17 protein-coding genes are annotated in these 15538 nt (G+C 30.7%); 1 reads left to right on the top strand and 16 read right to left on the bottom strand.

From position 1 onward, the window contains the following. Positions 1–14: 14 nt before the first annotated feature. From HMPREF9131_RS01010 to fusA, 5 genes are all read right to left on the bottom strand, one after another. Entirely contained in the window at positions 15–989 is a 975-nt protein-coding gene (locus HMPREF9131_RS01010; protein WP_009344887.1) for an ATP--guanido phosphotransferase, read from the bottom strand. Continuing rightward, a complete protein-coding gene (locus tag HMPREF9131_RS01015; RefSeq protein ID WP_009344877.1) occupies positions 986–1351 on the bottom strand; it encodes a UvrB/UvrC motif-containing protein in 366 nt (121 codons plus the stop codon). The genes HMPREF9131_RS01010 and HMPREF9131_RS01015 overlap by 4 nt, the downstream gene beginning before the upstream one ends. Then, on the bottom strand, positions 1338–1493 hold the full coding sequence (locus HMPREF9131_RS08535; protein WP_232202565.1) for a hypothetical protein: 156 nt from the start codon (positions 1491–1493) through the stop codon (positions 1338–1340). The genes HMPREF9131_RS01015 and HMPREF9131_RS08535 overlap by 14 nt, the downstream gene beginning before the upstream one ends. Positions 1494–1505: 12 nt before the next feature. Beyond that, complete coding sequence (locus HMPREF9131_RS01020) at positions 1506–1958, bottom strand: CtsR family transcriptional regulator (RefSeq protein WP_004825742.1); 453 nt, start codon at positions 1956–1958, stop codon at positions 1506–1508. A 200-nt stretch (positions 1959–2158) separates the two neighbouring features. Continuing rightward, complete coding sequence (gene fusA / locus HMPREF9131_RS01025; RefSeq protein WP_004825171.1) at positions 2159–4228, bottom strand: elongation factor G; 2070 nt, start codon at positions 4226–4228, stop codon at positions 2159–2161. Between the two features lie 128 nt (positions 4229–4356). Here fusA and HMPREF9131_RS01030 point away from each other — a divergent pair, with 128 nt between their 5' ends. After that, on the top strand, positions 4357–4971 hold the full coding sequence (locus HMPREF9131_RS01030) for a helix-hairpin-helix domain-containing protein (protein ID WP_009344883.1): 615 nt from the start codon (positions 4357–4359) through the stop codon (positions 4969–4971). A gap of 43 nt (positions 4972–5014) precedes the next feature. Here HMPREF9131_RS01030 and HMPREF9131_RS01035 read toward each other — a convergent pair whose 3' ends face one another. The 11 genes from HMPREF9131_RS01035 to sufC all read right to left on the bottom strand — a co-directional run bounded on the left by HMPREF9131_RS01035 (position 5015) and on the right by sufC (position 15407). Further along, entirely contained in the window at positions 5015–5209 is a 195-nt protein-coding gene (locus HMPREF9131_RS01035) for a PTS ascorbate transporter subunit IIC (RefSeq protein ID WP_009344886.1), read from the bottom strand. Continuing rightward, positions 5209–6210: an SPFH domain-containing protein gene (locus HMPREF9131_RS01040; protein ID WP_009344882.1), complete on the bottom strand. Its 1002-nt coding sequence runs from the start codon at positions 6208–6210 to the stop codon at positions 5209–5211. Before HMPREF9131_RS01040 ends, HMPREF9131_RS01035 begins: the two co-directional genes overlap by 1 nt. An 84-nt stretch (positions 6211–6294) precedes the next feature. Further along, positions 6295–7527 (bottom strand): aminopeptidase, encoded by a 1233-nt coding sequence (locus HMPREF9131_RS01045; RefSeq protein ID WP_009344884.1) that lies wholly within the window; start codon positions 7525–7527, stop codon positions 6295–6297. A 138-nt stretch (positions 7528–7665) separates the two neighbouring features. Then, positions 7666–8958, bottom strand: a complete 1293-nt coding sequence (locus HMPREF9131_RS01050; RefSeq protein WP_009344881.1) for an AI-2E family transporter — start codon at positions 8956–8958, stop codon at positions 7666–7668. Further along, on the bottom strand, positions 8958–10079 hold the full coding sequence (locus HMPREF9131_RS01055) for a cysteine desulfurase family protein (protein WP_009344876.1): 1122 nt from the start codon (positions 10077–10079) through the stop codon (positions 8958–8960). Before HMPREF9131_RS01055 ends, HMPREF9131_RS01050 begins: the two co-directional genes overlap by 1 nt. Before the next feature lie 19 nt (positions 10080–10098). Beyond that, a complete protein-coding gene (locus HMPREF9131_RS01060; RefSeq protein ID WP_004825316.1) occupies positions 10099–10494 on the bottom strand; it encodes an Rrf2 family transcriptional regulator in 396 nt (131 codons plus the stop codon). Between the two features lie 10 nt (positions 10495–10504). Next, positions 10505–10957: a Fe-S cluster assembly sulfur transfer protein SufU gene (gene sufU / locus HMPREF9131_RS01065; RefSeq protein WP_009344879.1), complete on the bottom strand. Its 453-nt coding sequence runs from the start codon at positions 10955–10957 to the stop codon at positions 10505–10507. Continuing rightward, positions 10947–12188 (bottom strand): cysteine desulfurase, encoded by a 1242-nt coding sequence (locus HMPREF9131_RS01070; protein WP_009344880.1) that lies wholly within the window; start codon positions 12186–12188, stop codon positions 10947–10949. Before HMPREF9131_RS01070 ends, sufU begins: the two co-directional genes overlap by 11 nt. Beyond that, the gene (locus HMPREF9131_RS01075; protein WP_004825221.1) at positions 12189–13235 is read right to left on the bottom strand and encodes a SufD family Fe-S cluster assembly protein; all 1047 of its coding nucleotides are present in this window, start codon (positions 13233–13235) and stop codon (positions 12189–12191) included. An 8-nt stretch (positions 13236–13243) separates the two neighbouring features. Beyond that, complete coding sequence (gene sufB / locus HMPREF9131_RS01080; RefSeq protein WP_009344878.1) at positions 13244–14656, bottom strand: Fe-S cluster assembly protein SufB; 1413 nt, start codon at positions 14654–14656, stop codon at positions 13244–13246. After that, complete coding sequence (gene sufC, locus HMPREF9131_RS01085; protein WP_009344885.1) at positions 14649–15407, bottom strand: Fe-S cluster assembly ATPase SufC; 759 nt, start codon at positions 15405–15407, stop codon at positions 14649–14651. The genes sufB and sufC overlap by 8 nt, the downstream gene beginning before the upstream one ends. Positions 15408–15538: the final 131 nt, after the last annotated feature.

A 15538-nucleotide genomic window follows, 5' to 3' on the forward strand; every position in this document is an offset into this window, starting at 1 on the left:
TCCGAACATACTCATTAAAAAACCTCCCTTATCAAAGCCCTAGATTTATTAGCCCTCAAAATATCTCTGGACTTTAAATCTAAAATTGAGCCTCTTTCATTTTGTAAATATCCATTTTTTAGCTTATTAGCCTCATCATAAAAATCAAAATTCCGTTTAGCCTTTAAAATGGATAAATTTAATCCTAAATCTATATTTGACATGCAGTTAAGCATTTCATCTTCAGATAAAATCCTTGCATTTCTTAAAATTCCCAAAGATCTGTTTACCATATCCTCTAAAGTGATTATGGAATCAAGATATAATTTCTTTTCCGCCTCTTTTTCCATAACAATAATTTCTTTAACAATAGTTTTCATTTTTTTTATATAAGCTTCTTCGCTATAGCCAATAGTAGATTCAAAGAATAAATTGAATATATTTCCTAAACTCTTACCACTTTTATCCTTATAAGAATCAAGACTATAACCAAGCCTTAATAGTGATCTTGAAACATTTTCAATTCCGTAAAAATTTAAGGCAGGTAAATGTAATTTATAGTTTATAAGAAGACCTGTTCCTGCATTAATAGGTCTTGTGGTCAAATAACCAAATTCACTATCAAAGGCAAAAGCAACATCCTTATCAAGACTTTCTTCAATTTCCAAAACCTCATTAAACATGTCCTCAATTTTTTCATCTCGTGAAGATTTTCTGATCACCAAATGATTGGACTCATTCAAAAGAATATCAGGACTATCTTTTCTCACATAATAAGAGGAAATATTACTTTCCATAAATGGAGCCTTTAAAATACCTCTTTCAATATATTGAAGTTTTTCTAAAGCTTGAAATTTTAAAACATCTTTTTTTTCATAAGCTAAATCTAAAATCTTTGGTTCTAAAATTTTAATAACATCTAAAGCATCAACATCATTTAATTTAGGCATAAAATTAATGCCTTGCAAATTTCTTAAAAGCTTAACTGAAGATTTTAATAAAACTGTCATAGCTTCTCCTTCAAAGCCTTAATCTCATCTCTTATGTGAGCCGCTTCTTCGTATTCTTCTAAACTAACTGCACTTTGAAGTTTATCTTGTAATTCTCTCAAATCCCTAGCCATAACAATATTTGTATCAGCATTCTTTGGAATTTTACCAACATGAACAGGCTTTGGATTAACAGTGTGCAAATAATTTTTAAGTTCATTTTTAAAAATACTATAACAATTACTGCATCCAACTTTTCCCGTATTTTTAAAATCGCTAAGACTCGTTCCACATTGAGGACATATTAAAGAAGCCTCTTCACTGTTATTATCATCAGAAGTGAAAGCAAAAATATTTTTGAGAAAATCTTCAATTTGCGGCAAAAAAACTTTGAGAATTGGTTAAATCCAACTTCATCTTCTGTTCTGCACAAACTTGACATAAATGTATTTCTTCAATTTTGTTATCATGAATCATTGTATAAGAAATAACAGATTCTCTTTTTTTGCAATTATCACATATCATCTCTTTCACCCCTTAAGAAAATATAACTAAGAGAATATTTTTTAAAATATTTGCTCTCAAAATGTTTCTATTATCACTCAAAGATAAAGACCTATCAGAAAGACTAACCCTTATTAGCTCAGCCTCCCTTGAAGAAATAAAATCTCTTCTTCTCAACTCTTTAATTAAAAGATCAGCCTTATCCTTAGTTATAGAATCTCCAATGAAATCTCTAAATAAGTCTAAAGATTTTTCGTGGTCTTGAAACTCAACTTTAACAATTCTTATAAATCCTCCGCCACCACGTCTAGATTCAACATAATAACCCTTGTAGGGAGTAAATCTAGTAGTTAAAACATAATTAATTTGACTTGGGGCACAATTAAAATGATCCGAAATTTTTGATCTTTGAATCTCAAGAGCACCGTTAGCTTCCTCAATTAATTCATTTAAAAATTCCTCAATAGAATTAGATAACTTTGCCAAGAAATCACTCCTTTAGATTTTACCATCTTTGACATTTACATTAAAAAATAAACAAATCTCAATTTATATATTCATTATACAATTAATGTTTGTAAAAGTAAAGCTTTTAAACTTTAGGGGCTTTTTAAGTTTATTTTTAATTAAATATTTTATCAAAGAAAAAAGGTCCGAGATTTTCGGACCCTTAAAGTTTTAAATTTTTATTCTTTTTCTTTATCTGCTTTTGCTTTTTCTATAACTTTTTGAGAAATATTTGCTGGTACTTCTTCGTATCTTACAAATTCCATATTGAAATTTCCACGTCCTTGAGTCATTGCTCTTAAGTCTATAGAATATTCAAACATTTCTGATTGTGGTGCTTCAGCAATTAAAAGTTGACTGCCATCTCTTTGTTGATCCATTCCTAAAATTCTTCCACGTCTTTTATTCATATCTCCCATTACATCTCCTAAATATGAATCTGGGATTGATACTTCTACTTTCATGATTGGTTCAAGTAGGACTGGGTTTGCTTCTTCCATACCTTTTTTAAAGGCAATAGATGCTGCTATTTTAAATGACATTTCATTAGAATCTACATCATGGTATGATCCATCATAAAGAACTGCCTTGAAGTTTGTTACAGGATATCCTGCTAAAACTCCATGTTCTTTTGCTTCTATTATTCCCTTTTCTACAGCTGGAAAATAATTCTTTGGAACTGAACCGCCAAATACTTCTTCATCAAATACAAAATCTTCTTGACATGGTTCAAATCTTACCCAAACATCTCCATATTGACCAGCTCCTCCTGATTGTTTCTTGTGTTTACCTTGTACTGAAGCTGTCTTTTTAATTGTTTCTCTATAGGGAATTATAAATGGAACTTTTACAACTTCTACACCAAACATATTCTTTAATTTTTCAAGAATAACATCAAGTTGAACTTGTCCTAGTCCACCTATTGTTAATTGTTTTGTTTCAGCATTTCTTTCGATTACAAAGGATGGATCTTCTTCACGAAGTTTTCTTAAAGATGTTGAAAGTTTTTCTTCATCTCCCTTTGTTTTTGCTTCAATTGCATAGAATAATACTGGTTGTGGATATTTAATTCTCTTATACTTAACTATATGGTCTTTTGTGCAAAGAGTATCACCTGTGCCTGTTACGGCAAGTTTTGTTGTAGCTCCAATATCTCCTGCACAAATTTCTTCTACTTCCATTTGATTCTTACCACGGATTACATAAACTCCGCCTAATTTTTCAGCTTCTTCTTTGCTTGAATTATAAAGTGGTGTATCTTTTTTTAGCTTTCCGCTAATTACCTTGAAGATTGAAATTTTTCCAACAAAGGGGTCAGTTATTGTTTTGAAAACAACTGCTGCAAAGGGATCTTTTTCAGAAATTTCTCTCTCTTCTCCTTCTTCATATCTGAAACCTGTGTGGGCTCTTTTATCATTTGGTGCTGGCATATAATTTACAATTGTGTTTAAAAGTATATCTATACCTATACCTTTTTCACCACTGCCTACAAGTAAAGGTACTGCATCTCCTTCTAATAGGGCTGTTGTAACTCCTCTTAATAAATCTTCACGAGTGAATTTTTCTCCGTTGAAATATTTTTCCATCAAAACTTCATCAGAGCCTGCAACTACTTCTGCAATTTCTTCATACATTCTTTCAGTTGCCTTAACTTGATCGTGATTAAGTTCTGTTTCTTTTGGAGCTGCATTTTCATATTTAAAACCTTTCTGGTAGATTACATCTGTAACTCCAACAAAGTTTTCCCCTTCTCCAATGGGAACGGAAAATGGAATAACTTTTTTACCAAAAGATTCTTCCAATTCTTCCATAAGTTTTCTGAAATTAACATTTTCTCCATCTATTTTATTTATAAAAATAATTCTTGGTAATCCAATATTTTCAGCATATTTCCATGCTCTTTCTGTTCCTACTTCTATACCTGAAGTGGCATCAATTACTAGAAGAGCAGCTTCTGATGCTCTTAATGCTCCAATAACTTCACCTGAAAAATCCATATATCCAGGAGTATCTATAATATTAACTTTAAAATTTCTCCATTCAACAGGAATAATAGATGTTCCAATTGAAGTACCTCTTTCCATTTCTTCTTTTGAAAAATCTGAAAGAGTATTTTTGTCAGTTACATTACCTAATCTCTTTGTAGCTCCTGATTGAAACAGCATTGATTCTGTTAAATTTGTTTTGCCGCTTCCTGAATGACCTACAAGTGCTAAATTTCTTACATTTTCCGTTTTATAAACTTTCATAGCCTTCCTCCTATATGTAAATTTGAAAGCGTTTTATTAATTATAACATAAATTCAAAATTTTGAACAGTTGCTAAAATAGATAAGCTATTGTAATATATGTATGAAAATATTTCTTAAGGATAATTTATGGAAAACATATTTAAAAATATAAAAAATATAATAATCTTTGTTCTTGTTGTTGTTTTGGGCTTGGTCCTATATAATGTAAAATCTAATGAAAATATTTTTGATGAAAATGAAAACTATCTTGCCACGTCAGAGGATTCAGATTTTTCCAATAAAGACAAAAATGAAGACGAAAACGAAGAAATCTATGTACATATTTCAGGTGCTGTTAATAAACCTGGTCTTATTAAACTAAAAAATGGAGATAGGCTAGTTGATGCTATATCCCTTGCCGGTGGTGCAAGAGATGATGCCGACCTTGATTCATGTAATCTTGCAAAAAAACTTTCTGATGAAGATAAAATCTATATAAAAACTTTTGATGAAAGTGCAGAGAAAAATTTTAATGCGGATTATTCAACAGATAAGGCAATAAGTTATAATAATCTTATAAATTTAAACTCTGCAAGTAAAGATGAACTTATGAAAATTCCTGGAGTTGGGTCAAAAACTGCCGACAAAATAATTGATTATAGGGAAAAATTTCAATTTAAAAGTGTGGAAGATTTAAAAAATGTTGATGGAATTGGTGATAAAAAGTTTGAAAAACTTAAAGATTATCTGTGTGTAAATTAAATTTTAAAAGCTCAGTTAGAAGTCAACTTCCAACTGAGCCTCTTTATTTAATATCTATATCTGGCGGTTTATCTATTTCTTTTGAAATGGGAGAACCGTTTTTCTTTCTCTGTCTAACACATTCTGTTAATAGATATTCTATCTGACCGTTAATGCTCCTAAAATCATCTTCCGCCCAACTTGCTATTGCATTATAAAGTTCTTCAGATACCCTTAAGGGAATTTGCTTTTTTGCCATTAGTACAAACTTCCCGAATTAACTACAGGAGAAACTTCATTGTTACTACATAATACTACCAAAAGATTTGAAACCATGGCAGCTTTCCTTTCTTCATCAAGATCAACTATATCTTCTGTGCTCAATTTATCAAGAGCCATTTTTACCATATCTACTGCTCCATCTACTATCATGGTTCTTGCATCTACAGTAGCGGAAGCTTGTTGCCTCCTAAGCATTGATTGAGCAATTTCCGGAGCATAGGCAAGATAAGTTATTCTTGCATCTATAATTTCTAAACCTGCAAATTCTACCCTATTTTGTATTTCTTCTTTAATTCTTTTAGCAACAACTCTACTTGAACCTCTTAAACTTCCATCATCTGGAACTCCATCCCCGGTAGTGTCTACATTTTGTGCAACGTCATAAGGATAAATTCTAACTATATCTCTCAAAGCCGCATCGCATTGAAGAGATAAATATTCCTTATAATTATCTACGTTGAATACTGCACTTGCAGTATCAACTACCTTCCACATAACAGCTATTCCAATTTCAACAGGATTTCCTAAAACATCATTTACTTTTTGACGTGAATTACTAAGAGTCATTACTTTCAAGGAAATTTTTTTATTAACCGGTTGGGCATATGGAATTGAATTTGTTAAAATTTGTAAATTTTTACTTTCTTTATCAACATCTGCACTTTGACCTAATTTTGTCTTTGCAGCAGGATTTACTGAAACTACAAATGGATTGACATAATAAAATCCATTTGACTTTATAGAACCGATATATTTACCAAACAAAGTTAAAACTATGGCTTCTTGTGGACCTACCATCTTAAATCCTGCATAATTTATTAATGATAAAATTGAAATAAAAACAAATAAAATCATTAAAACATATTTTTCTTTTGTTGCTAAATAAATTATCATTCCTGTTGAAAATATTGTAGCTAATAAATTGACAAGCAAAAGTAAAAAACCATTACTTTTTCTTTTCAAAATTTTTTCTTTCATAAAAATCACCCCATATTTTTGATATCATAATGATATCATTTTTATATGAGCTGGTCAATAGAAATTTATTAAATTTTTAATTTTTTATATGGCAAAATTTCCATTTTCAAAAATTTTTACAATGGTTCCGTCCCATCTTTGACCAGTTATTTGTGTGCTTTCATCTCCTACCATAAAATCAACATGGACAATTGAATCATTTATGCCATATTTATCATAATCTTTTTCGTCAATATTTTCTCCACCTTTAAGGCAAGTTGGATATGCCTTGCCCAAGGCAAAATGGCATGAGGCATTTTCATCGTAGAGGGTATTAAAAAATAAAATATTTCTCTTAGATATTGGAGAATCATATGGAACTAGGGCAACTTCTCCTAATCTATCAGAATCTTTTGCACTGCTAAGAATATTTTTTAATTCATCAAGTCCAACTTCAGCATCAAAATCAATAACTTTACCGTCTTTAAATTTTAAATAAAACTTATCAACTATAACGCCACTGTGATTTAGAGGTTTAGTGTTATATACTATGCCATTTACTCCATACTTATGAGGTAGGGAAAAAACTTCTTCACTTGGCACATTGGCTACAAAATCTTCTCCAAAAGAATTTTTTTCCTCTGATCCAACAAAGATATAGCCCTTGGGCAGTTCAACAATTAAGTCTGTACCTTTTTTTGACTTATAATGAAGGTATCTAAAATTATTTTTATTTAAAAACTCAGCATATTTCTCCAAATTTTCTATATGTTTATTCATAGACTCAACTGGGTCATCATCAAATAATCTCACTGTATAAAATATTTCTTCCCATAATTTTAATTTTGCCTCATCCTCGTCTAAATCAGGAAAAACTTTTGCTGCCCAAGCCTTTGTAGCAGCCCCTATTACACACCATGAAGTATAATTTGACATTAATTTTTCGGAAAAATCTTTGAAGGCAATCCCATTTGCAACATTTGCTGCTTTAATCTTTGAAGAATCAATCCCTTTAAAAAGTTCAGGATTGCCCCCAGTAATAGATAAAAATTTTGCTTTTTTATTTATAAAATAATTTTCTTTTTCTATTAAAAATTCAGGAACTTGACTTAAAGTTTCCTCACTTTCATAAGTATATTTTAGCTTGGTAATATTTTCATCACTATAATCTACTTGAACTTTTTTAGCACCTTCTTCATAAGCCTTCTTTACAAGATTTTCAGTAAGCAAAGATGCTTCTATAGGGCTTCTTATCACAAGAATATCTCCAGCTTTTATCTTTAAAGCACATTTAATCACTAAATCTGCATATTTATCAAACATTTTTTCTAAATTCATTATTTCACCTCTAAATTATTATAACAAAAAAGCTTCAAAATATAGTGCTTACACCATAAATTTGAAGCTTTTACTAATCTTTAAATAATATTTTATAGTTCTTTACTAAAATTATTTCAATTTAAAGTTAATATATAACTAATCTACTTTATTTTCATTGTATTTTAATTTGAAAAAATCTAGCAAAATTAAAATTATAGAAACCAAAGGAACGGAAACCACCATTCCCCAAATGCCAAATATTCCTCCTCCAATTATTATGGAAATTAAAACTGCTAAAGGATTTAAACCTGTTGAATCTCCTATAAGTTTTGGAGCTAATATATTATTTTCTGCCCACTGTATAATGATGAATAAAATTGAAACCCAAAGAGCCTTTAATGGTGCATCCATAAATGCAAATAAGACAGCAGGCACAAATCCTAAAAATGGACCTATATAGGGAATAATATCTGCTATACAAGTTATCATTCCAATTACTATGGCAAAATCAACTCTTAAAATCAATAGATATATCATAGTCAAAAATCCAACAAATAATGCAAGCAAGAGCCTTCCCCTAATAAATTGTTGCAAAGATGTATTGATTCTTACCGCCAAATAATTAACATCTTCACGATATTTGTTGGGAATAGATTTTTTAAAAGATTTTAAATACTTTTCTTTTCCGATAGAAAAATAAAAGGAGAAAATTAAAACCAAAACTATTTTTAATGTTGATGTAACAAGACCATATAATTTTACAACTACGCTTCTTAAAGAATCTAAGGCAGATTTTTGCACGTTGTCTAGGATATTTGTTATTGCATTAGAAAAAGAGTTGAACATATTTGTCAAAGGATCTTGCGAATTTGTCACAAGCTTTGCAGATTTACTCACACCATCAGTAGTGCCACTAAGCATATTTAAAAATGATGGTGGTAAATTTATATTGTAGTCTTCAGCAAGCTTATAAAAAAACTTAGTCAATCCTCTAGACATGGAGTCTATCATTGGTGGCAGAGATGCCAACAAATTTGTAATTTCTGTTATAGTTTTAGGTATAACTGTTACCAATAGTATTGCAAAAACTATTAATGTTGTTATATATACAATAATTACTCCAAAAGGTCTTTTTATGCCCTTCCTTTCTAAAAAATTTACTATAGGGTCAATAACATAGGCAAAAATTATTCCTATTATAAGAGACCATAGGGTATAGCCTAATATTGTATATTTTTCAAAAATTATAGTTACTAAATACAAGATGACTATAGCTATAAATATTTTTATAATAAGCTTTAAATCTATTTTTATTCTCTTATCACCCTCAATAAATCTATTTCCAATATTTATTAGATAATAAATCATCAGCGACAAAAGTAAAATAGAAAGAGTAACTATAGCATAGACAACAAATCTTCCTGTATTTCCTGAAATTTGTTCTATCATTAAACCACCACTTTAAATTTATTAACAGCTTCTTTTATAATTTCAAAGACATAATCCACTTCATCCTTAGTATTATTATAATTAATAGTAAGTCTTAAAGGATTATTTGCCTCTTCTTGGGATTTTCCCATAGCCAAAAGTACATGGGAGGGTTTCAAAGAACCTGCAGTACACGCAGAGCCTTGAGAAGCGCAAATACCATGCAGGTCAAGAAATGGTAAAAGAACTTGTTTTTGTAAGTTAGAAAAAGAAATATTAATATTTCCACAAAGCCTATTTTGACGAGAACCATTTAATTTAACTCCCGAAAGGCTCAAAAGTTTTTCTATAAAATAATCTCTTAATTTTTCTGTATATTTTTTTCTCTCTTCCAAGTTGTTTACTGCGTCTTTTACCGCTAAACCAAGTCCTACAATAGAAGCTACATTTTCTGTCGATGCTCTTTTTCTTCTTTCTTGCTCACCACCATGGATAAAAGATGATATTTCAAAACCATCTCTAACATATAAAATACCAACTCCCTTGGGAGCTCCAATTTTATGACCTGAAAAACTCATCATATCAATATTTTTATCTGATAAGTCAATTTCTAATGAGCCAAGAGCCTGAACAGCATCCACATGAATAGGCACACCTTTATCATTACATATTTTTATAATTTCATCAATAGGTTCAATAGTCCCAACTTCATTATTTGCATACATTATTGAAACAAGATTTGTATCTTCTGTTATTTTTTCTTGTAATTCTTCTAAATTTACAAAACCTTCCCCGTCAACAGAAATATAATCAACTTTATTTCCCCACGATTCAATGAATTTGCAGGAATTAATTATTGCTTCATGCTCAATTTTTGAAGTTATTATATGATTTATTTTATTATTTTTTAAACTTCCCTTTAAAGCCCAATTATCAGATTCAGAACCTCCAGACGTGAAGTATATTTCCTTTGACTGAACTTTTAAAGCTTTAGCTATTATTTCCCTTGAATTTTCAATTGCCGCCTTTGATTTTTGTCCTAGGGAATAAATGCTTGAAGCATTGCCATAATTTTCCTTTAAATAGGGAAGCATTGCGTCAAGCACTTTATCTTTTATCTTAGTTGTAGCGGCATTATCCATATAAATAATAATAATCGCCTCACATATCAGCTAGAGTTAAGGAATCCATGACTTCTTCCATTCTGCTCTGTAATTCTTTCAATATGTCCTTTGTTGGACAACCATTAATTTTTGCACATTCCAATCTTTTATTTGTATCACAACAAGAAAGTTTTATATCACCTTCGAGCGCATTAATTATATCTCCTATATGAATTTCATTAGGAGCTTTGGCAAGCTCATAGCCTCCTCCTGCTCCTCTTACAGAAATAACTAAACCTCTCTTTTTAAGAAGGGCAAATAACTGCTCCAAATATGCTTCCGATAAATTTTCAATATCTGCAATATCTTTTAAGGACATTGGACCCTTGCCAGAATTTTGACTCAATCTATACATAGCCATAAGTCCATATCTGCCTTTAGTTGATAGTTTCATTTTTCCCTCCTCAAGGTGTAAAACTACCTTCCCTCTTGTCATTTTCTAAAATATCTTTTAAAGTGTACCAAGAAAGCACTGCACATTTAACTCTTGCTGGCATATTCCTTATATTTATAAAGGCTATGCCATCTCCCAAATCTTCGAGTTCTTCCTCATCTCTAAGTTGTCCTTTTATCATGCCAATAAATTTTTTACTAAGTTCTATGGCTTCTTCAACCTTTAGACCCTTAACTGTATCACACATAATAGAAGTTGATGCTTGTGAAATTGCACACCCTTGACCTGTATATGAAATATCTTTAATTATTCCATCTTCGACATCTAATTGTAAAGTTATTTCATCACCACAGCTAGGATTATGTCCAAGTTCTTTATGAGTTGCATGATCTAAATCTCTTCTGTTTATCTTATTTTTTGATTGTTCGAGAACCATTTGAGTATAAATTTGATTAAGATTCAATTCCCAACATCCTCCTTACGTCTTCTAAATGTTCAATAAAATAATCTACTTCTTCAACTGTATTATAAATTGCAAATGATGCCCTTACTGAAAAATTGCATCCTAAAAATCTATGCAACACTTGGGCACAGTGATGACCACTTCTTACTGCAATTCCATAGTTATCTAAGATAGATGCCACATCATGAGGGTGAGCTTGTTTGAAATTAAAAGATATAACAGGAGCTCTATTTTCATCAGGTGTAGTATATACATCTAGATAATCAAGTTTTGAAATTTTTTTGTAACAATATTTTGTTAGATATTTTTCGTATTCATCAATTTTTTCAAGACCAATGCTTTCTACATAATTTATTGCAGCCGCTAAAGAAACTGCTCCCTCAACATTTTGAGTTCCAGCTTCAAACCTTTGTGGCGATTTCAAAAATGTTGATTTATCTTCATAAACATACTCAATCATATCTCCACCACTAAGGAAAGGACTGAGGGAATTTAAAAGTTCTTCTTTACCATATAATACACCTATTCCTGTAGCAGAATACATTTTATGACCTGAAAAAGCAAGAAAATCACAATCCAAATCAAATACATCAATTTTATGATGAGGCACATATTGAGCTCCATCAGAAATAATTACAGCATCTGAATTTTTTCTAACATATTTTATTATTTTTTTTGCATCAGGTACAGTACCTAATACATTTGATGCAAGAGTGCAAGAAAATATTTTGGTATTTTTATTAACCTTATTTTCAATTTCTTCAAAAGGAATTTGCCCATCTTTATCAACGTAAAGATATTTTAAAATTGCTCCAGTCTTTTTAGCGACCATTTGCCATGGCACTAAATTTGAGTGATGTTCCATAATAGAAATTAAAATTTCATCACCTTTTTTTAAATTATTAAGTCCATAAGAATAAGCTAATAAATTTAAGGCTTCTGTTGCATTTCTTACAAAAACTATTTCATTCGGACTTTTTGCATTTATAAATTTTCTTACAGTTTCCCTAGCTCCCTCGTAAACTTCAGTAGATTTCATAGCTAGGTAATGTGCACCTCTGTGAGGATTGCCATTTTCTCCCCTATAAAATTTTGCAATATTATCTATAATAACTTGGGGCTTTTGAGTAGTGGCAGCATTGTCCAAATAAACAATTTTTTCTCCATTTACTTTTAAATTTAAAAAAGGATAATCTTTTCTAATATCTAAAATTTCTTCCCTTGATAACATTTATTTCACCAAAATCTTTCTAACTGATTGCCAAACTTCTTCTTCTAGCTCTTCATTATCTAATAAATCTATAGCTTGAGAAAACTTAGATTCAATGATCAAAGCTTCAGCTTCATCATAAGAAAATCCTCTTGACATAATATAAAATAAAATTTGAGGGTCAATCTTTCCTGATGAAGAAGCGTGATTTCCTTCTACATCATCTTCATGACATAACATAAGGGGAACAGAAATTGAATGAACATCATCAGAAAGAAGGACTGCAAACTCTCCTTCGCTTCCAACGGCATCATTACATCCTTCCAAGAAGTCAAGGTTTGACTTGAAATTTTTATAAGCCTTATCCTTTAAAGCACCATTAACCAAAATGCTACTTGTAGTTTTTTCTCCCTTATGAGTCATTTCATAAAATAGATTAAGTTCTTCCTCTCCTTGACCAAAATAAACTGAATTTACATGAGCTTCTGATTTTTTACCATCTAAAAGGCATTTGTAATTTGTATAAAGTTTTCCACATCCCAATTGGTATTGGCACAAATTAACTTTTGCATTTTCGTGAGCAAAAATCCCAATTGATTCAAGAGATTTTGCTTCTGAGCCTTCTCTTTGAATCACAAATAAAGAAACTTCTGTATCCTTTTCAGCTAAAATTCTTATAAGAGTATTTCTAAATTTTTCCTTTTTTCCTTCAGAATAATAATCTAAGAAAACTTTAATTTTTGAACCTTCATGAGCAATAATATCTTGCACATCAACTAGATTTGGATTATCATCATCAGTTTTAAAGTAGCAAGGATTATAAACTATATCTTCGCCCTTAATAGTTTCATAAATTCTATATAAATTCATATCTTCTTTCACAAGATCTAAGGCTTCTTGTGAAATACCATATTTTAAATTATCAAATTCCTTTAAATGTCTAACATACTTTTCAGAAGATTCCATTGGAATAAGGTCCTTACCAATTTTTGGCACTTGAATTTCACAATCATTAACCTTCATCCATGAAAAAGTCTTAAAAGAAAGTTCATTACCTTTTATTTTCATCTTTTCACCTACCCAATTGAACCCACAAGTTCCAAGTTAATTAAATTATTCATTTCAACAGCATATTCCATAGGAAGTTCTTTAGCAACAGGTTCAGCAAAACCCCTCACTACTAACTGTTTAGCATCTTCTTCTGAAAGTCCCCTAGTCATGAGATAAAATATAACTTGATCAGAAATTTTTCCAATCTTAGCTTCGTGTCCAACATCCACTTCACTATTTTTCAAACGTATTGTAGGAATTGTATCTGAACGTGAATCTTCATCAAGCATAAGTGATTCACAAGAAGTAGTATTTTTAGAATTTTTAGCATCTTCCGAAAATTCCACCAATCCCCTATAAACTGCAATTCCACCATTTTTTGAAATTGATTTAGTATCTATAAATGAATTTGTATTGGGAGCTAAATGAACAACTTGAGCTCCTGTATCAAGATTTTGACCAGCACCAGCAAAAGAAATACCAGTAAATTCGCTAGTAGACCCTTCTCCCTTCAAAACAGAAGTCGGATACAACATAGAAACTTTTGAGCCAAAAGAACCGGAAATCCATTGAATTTTACCATTCTTTTCAACTATTGCCCTCTTAGTATTTAAGTTATACATATTTCTAGACCAGTTTTCAATTGTTGAATATCTCAAAGTAGAATTTTCAGCCACAAAAAGTTCAACAGCACCAGCATGAAGATTTACAACATTATATCTAGGGGCAGAGCAGCCTTCAATAAAATGGCAGTAAGAATTTTTTTCCAAAATAATCAAAGTGTGTTCAAATTGACCAGCTCCTGGTGCGTTCAATCTAAAATAGGATTGAAGGGGAATATCGACATTGACTCCCTCAGGCACATAAACAAAAGAGCCCCCACTCCAAACTGCATAATGAAGAGCTGCATACCTATGAAGTTCAGGTTTTATACAAGTACCAAAATATTTTTTAACAATCTCTGGATATTCTCTTAAACCCGATTCAAAATCAGTATAAATAACTCCTTGATCCCTCAAATACTTTTGGATTGAATGGTAAACAACTTCACTATCATATTGAGCACCTACTCCAGATAAAAATTGTTTCTTTTCAGCTTCAGGTATACCTAATTTATCAAAAGTATTTCTTATATCTTCAGGCAAATCCTCCCAAGAAGTAGAAAGATCAGCCTTAGGTCTTATATAAGTTGTGATATCTTCAATATTAACATCACTAAGATCAGGCCCCCAAACAGGATTTTTAGAATTATTAAAAATTTCAAGAGCTTTTAACCTGTAATCAAGCATCCACTCAGGTTCATTTTTTTCTTCTGAAATCTCTCTTACAATTTCTTCATTAAGACCCTTACTCGTTTTATATCTATATTCAAAAGCATTTTTAATATCATAAATGCCCCTGTCCATATCTTCAACATAAGTTCTTTCTTTCTTAGTCATCTATTTCAGCTCCATTTTTAATCCAACCAAAACCTTCATTTTCAATTTTGCCAACTAAAGAAGCATCACCTTTTTTTACAAAACGACCGTTCACTAAAATATGAACAAAATCGGGAACAATATTTCTCACAAGTTCTTGGTGGTGAGTAATAATCAAAACCGCATTATCTTTATTTAAAAACTTTTCAATTCCAGAAGCTACGATTCTTGTAGCATCAACATCAAGACCAGAATCTGTTTCATCAAGAATAGCAAGCTTTGGGTTGAGCATAAGCATTTGCAAAATCTCGCTCTTTTTCCTTTCCCCACCTGAAAAACCAACATTCAAATATCTTTCAGCATAAGATTCATTCATAGATAATTCCTTCATTTCAGCCTTTAAATCCTTTTGGAATTTAATAATAGGAATATTTTTATCTTCCTTATTCATCTTAGCTGTCCTTATAAAGTTTTCTACAGAAATTCCTGGAACTTCCTCAGGACTTTGAAAGGACATAAATAACCCCTTATTTGCCCTCTTGTCAGTAGAAAGTTCAGAAATGTCCTCTCCCTCTAAATAAATTTTCCCACTATTTACTGTATAAACCGGATTAGCCATAATTACATTTGCAAGTGTTGATTTGCCGGAACCATTAGGTCCCATAATTACATGCACTTCTCCACTATTAATTGTAAGACTAATATCTTTTAAAATTTCTTTATCATCTACACCGGCACTTAAATTTTCAATTCTTAATAATTCTTTAGCCATAAATCCTCCCATATTTTCAAAATATTATGATTTATAAAAAATAATTCATAGTGTTTTACTCTGATTTACATTTTATATAATACCACATTTTTTAATAATTTAATATATTTTTCATAATTTTAAAAAATTTC

Origin of the sequence: Peptoniphilus sp. oral taxon 836 str. F0141 (genome assembly GCF_000179335.1) — a bacterium.
Classification (GTDB): Bacteria; Bacillota; Clostridia; order Tissierellales; family Peptoniphilaceae; genus Peptoniphilus_A; species Peptoniphilus_A lacrimalis.

Coding starts and splice junctions, on each gene's coding strand:
- HMPREF9131_RS08535 (WP_232202565.1), bottom strand. CDS start 1,493: ATGATATGTGATAATTGCAAAAAAAGAGAATCTGTTATTTCTTATACA.
- HMPREF9131_RS01050 (WP_009344881.1), bottom strand. CDS start 8,958: ATGATAGAACAAATTTCAGGAAATACAGGAAGATTTGTTGTCTATGCT.
- HMPREF9131_RS01055 (WP_009344876.1), bottom strand. CDS start 10,079: ATGGATAATGCCGCTACAACTAAGATAAAAGATAAAGTGCTTGACGCA.
- HMPREF9131_RS01060 (WP_004825316.1), bottom strand. CDS start 10,494: ATGAAACTATCAACTAAAGGCAGATATGGACTTATGGCTATGTATAGA.
- HMPREF9131_RS01070 (WP_009344880.1), bottom strand. CDS start 12,188: ATGTTATCAAGGGAAGAAATTTTAGATATTAGAAAAGATTATCCTTTT.
- HMPREF9131_RS01045 (WP_009344884.1), bottom strand. CDS start 7,527: ATGAATTTAGAAAAAATGTTTGATAAATATGCAGATTTAGTGATTAAA.
- HMPREF9131_RS01030 (WP_009344883.1), top strand. CDS start 4,357: ATGGAAAACATATTTAAAAATATAAAAAATATAATAATCTTTGTTCTT.
- HMPREF9131_RS01075 (WP_004825221.1), bottom strand. CDS start 13,235: ATGAAAATAAAAGGTAATGAACTTTCTTTTAAGACTTTTTCATGGATG.
- HMPREF9131_RS01035 (WP_009344886.1), bottom strand. CDS start 5,209: ATGGCAAAAAAGCAAATTCCCTTAAGGGTATCTGAAGAACTTTATAAT.
- sufB (WP_009344878.1), bottom strand. CDS start 14,656: ATGACTAAGAAAGAAAGAACTTATGTTGAAGATATGGACAGGGGCATT.
- HMPREF9131_RS01010 (WP_009344887.1), bottom strand. CDS start 989: ATGACAGTTTTATTAAAATCTTCAGTTAAGCTTTTAAGAAATTTGCAA.
- fusA (WP_004825171.1), bottom strand. CDS start 4,228: ATGAAAGTTTATAAAACGGAAAATGTAAGAAATTTAGCACTTGTAGGT.
- sufC (WP_009344885.1), bottom strand. CDS start 15,407: ATGGCTAAAGAATTATTAAGAATTGAAAATTTAAGTGCCGGTGTAGAT.
- HMPREF9131_RS01040 (WP_009344882.1), bottom strand. CDS start 6,210: ATGAAAGAAAAAATTTTGAAAAGAAAAAGTAATGGTTTTTTACTTTTG.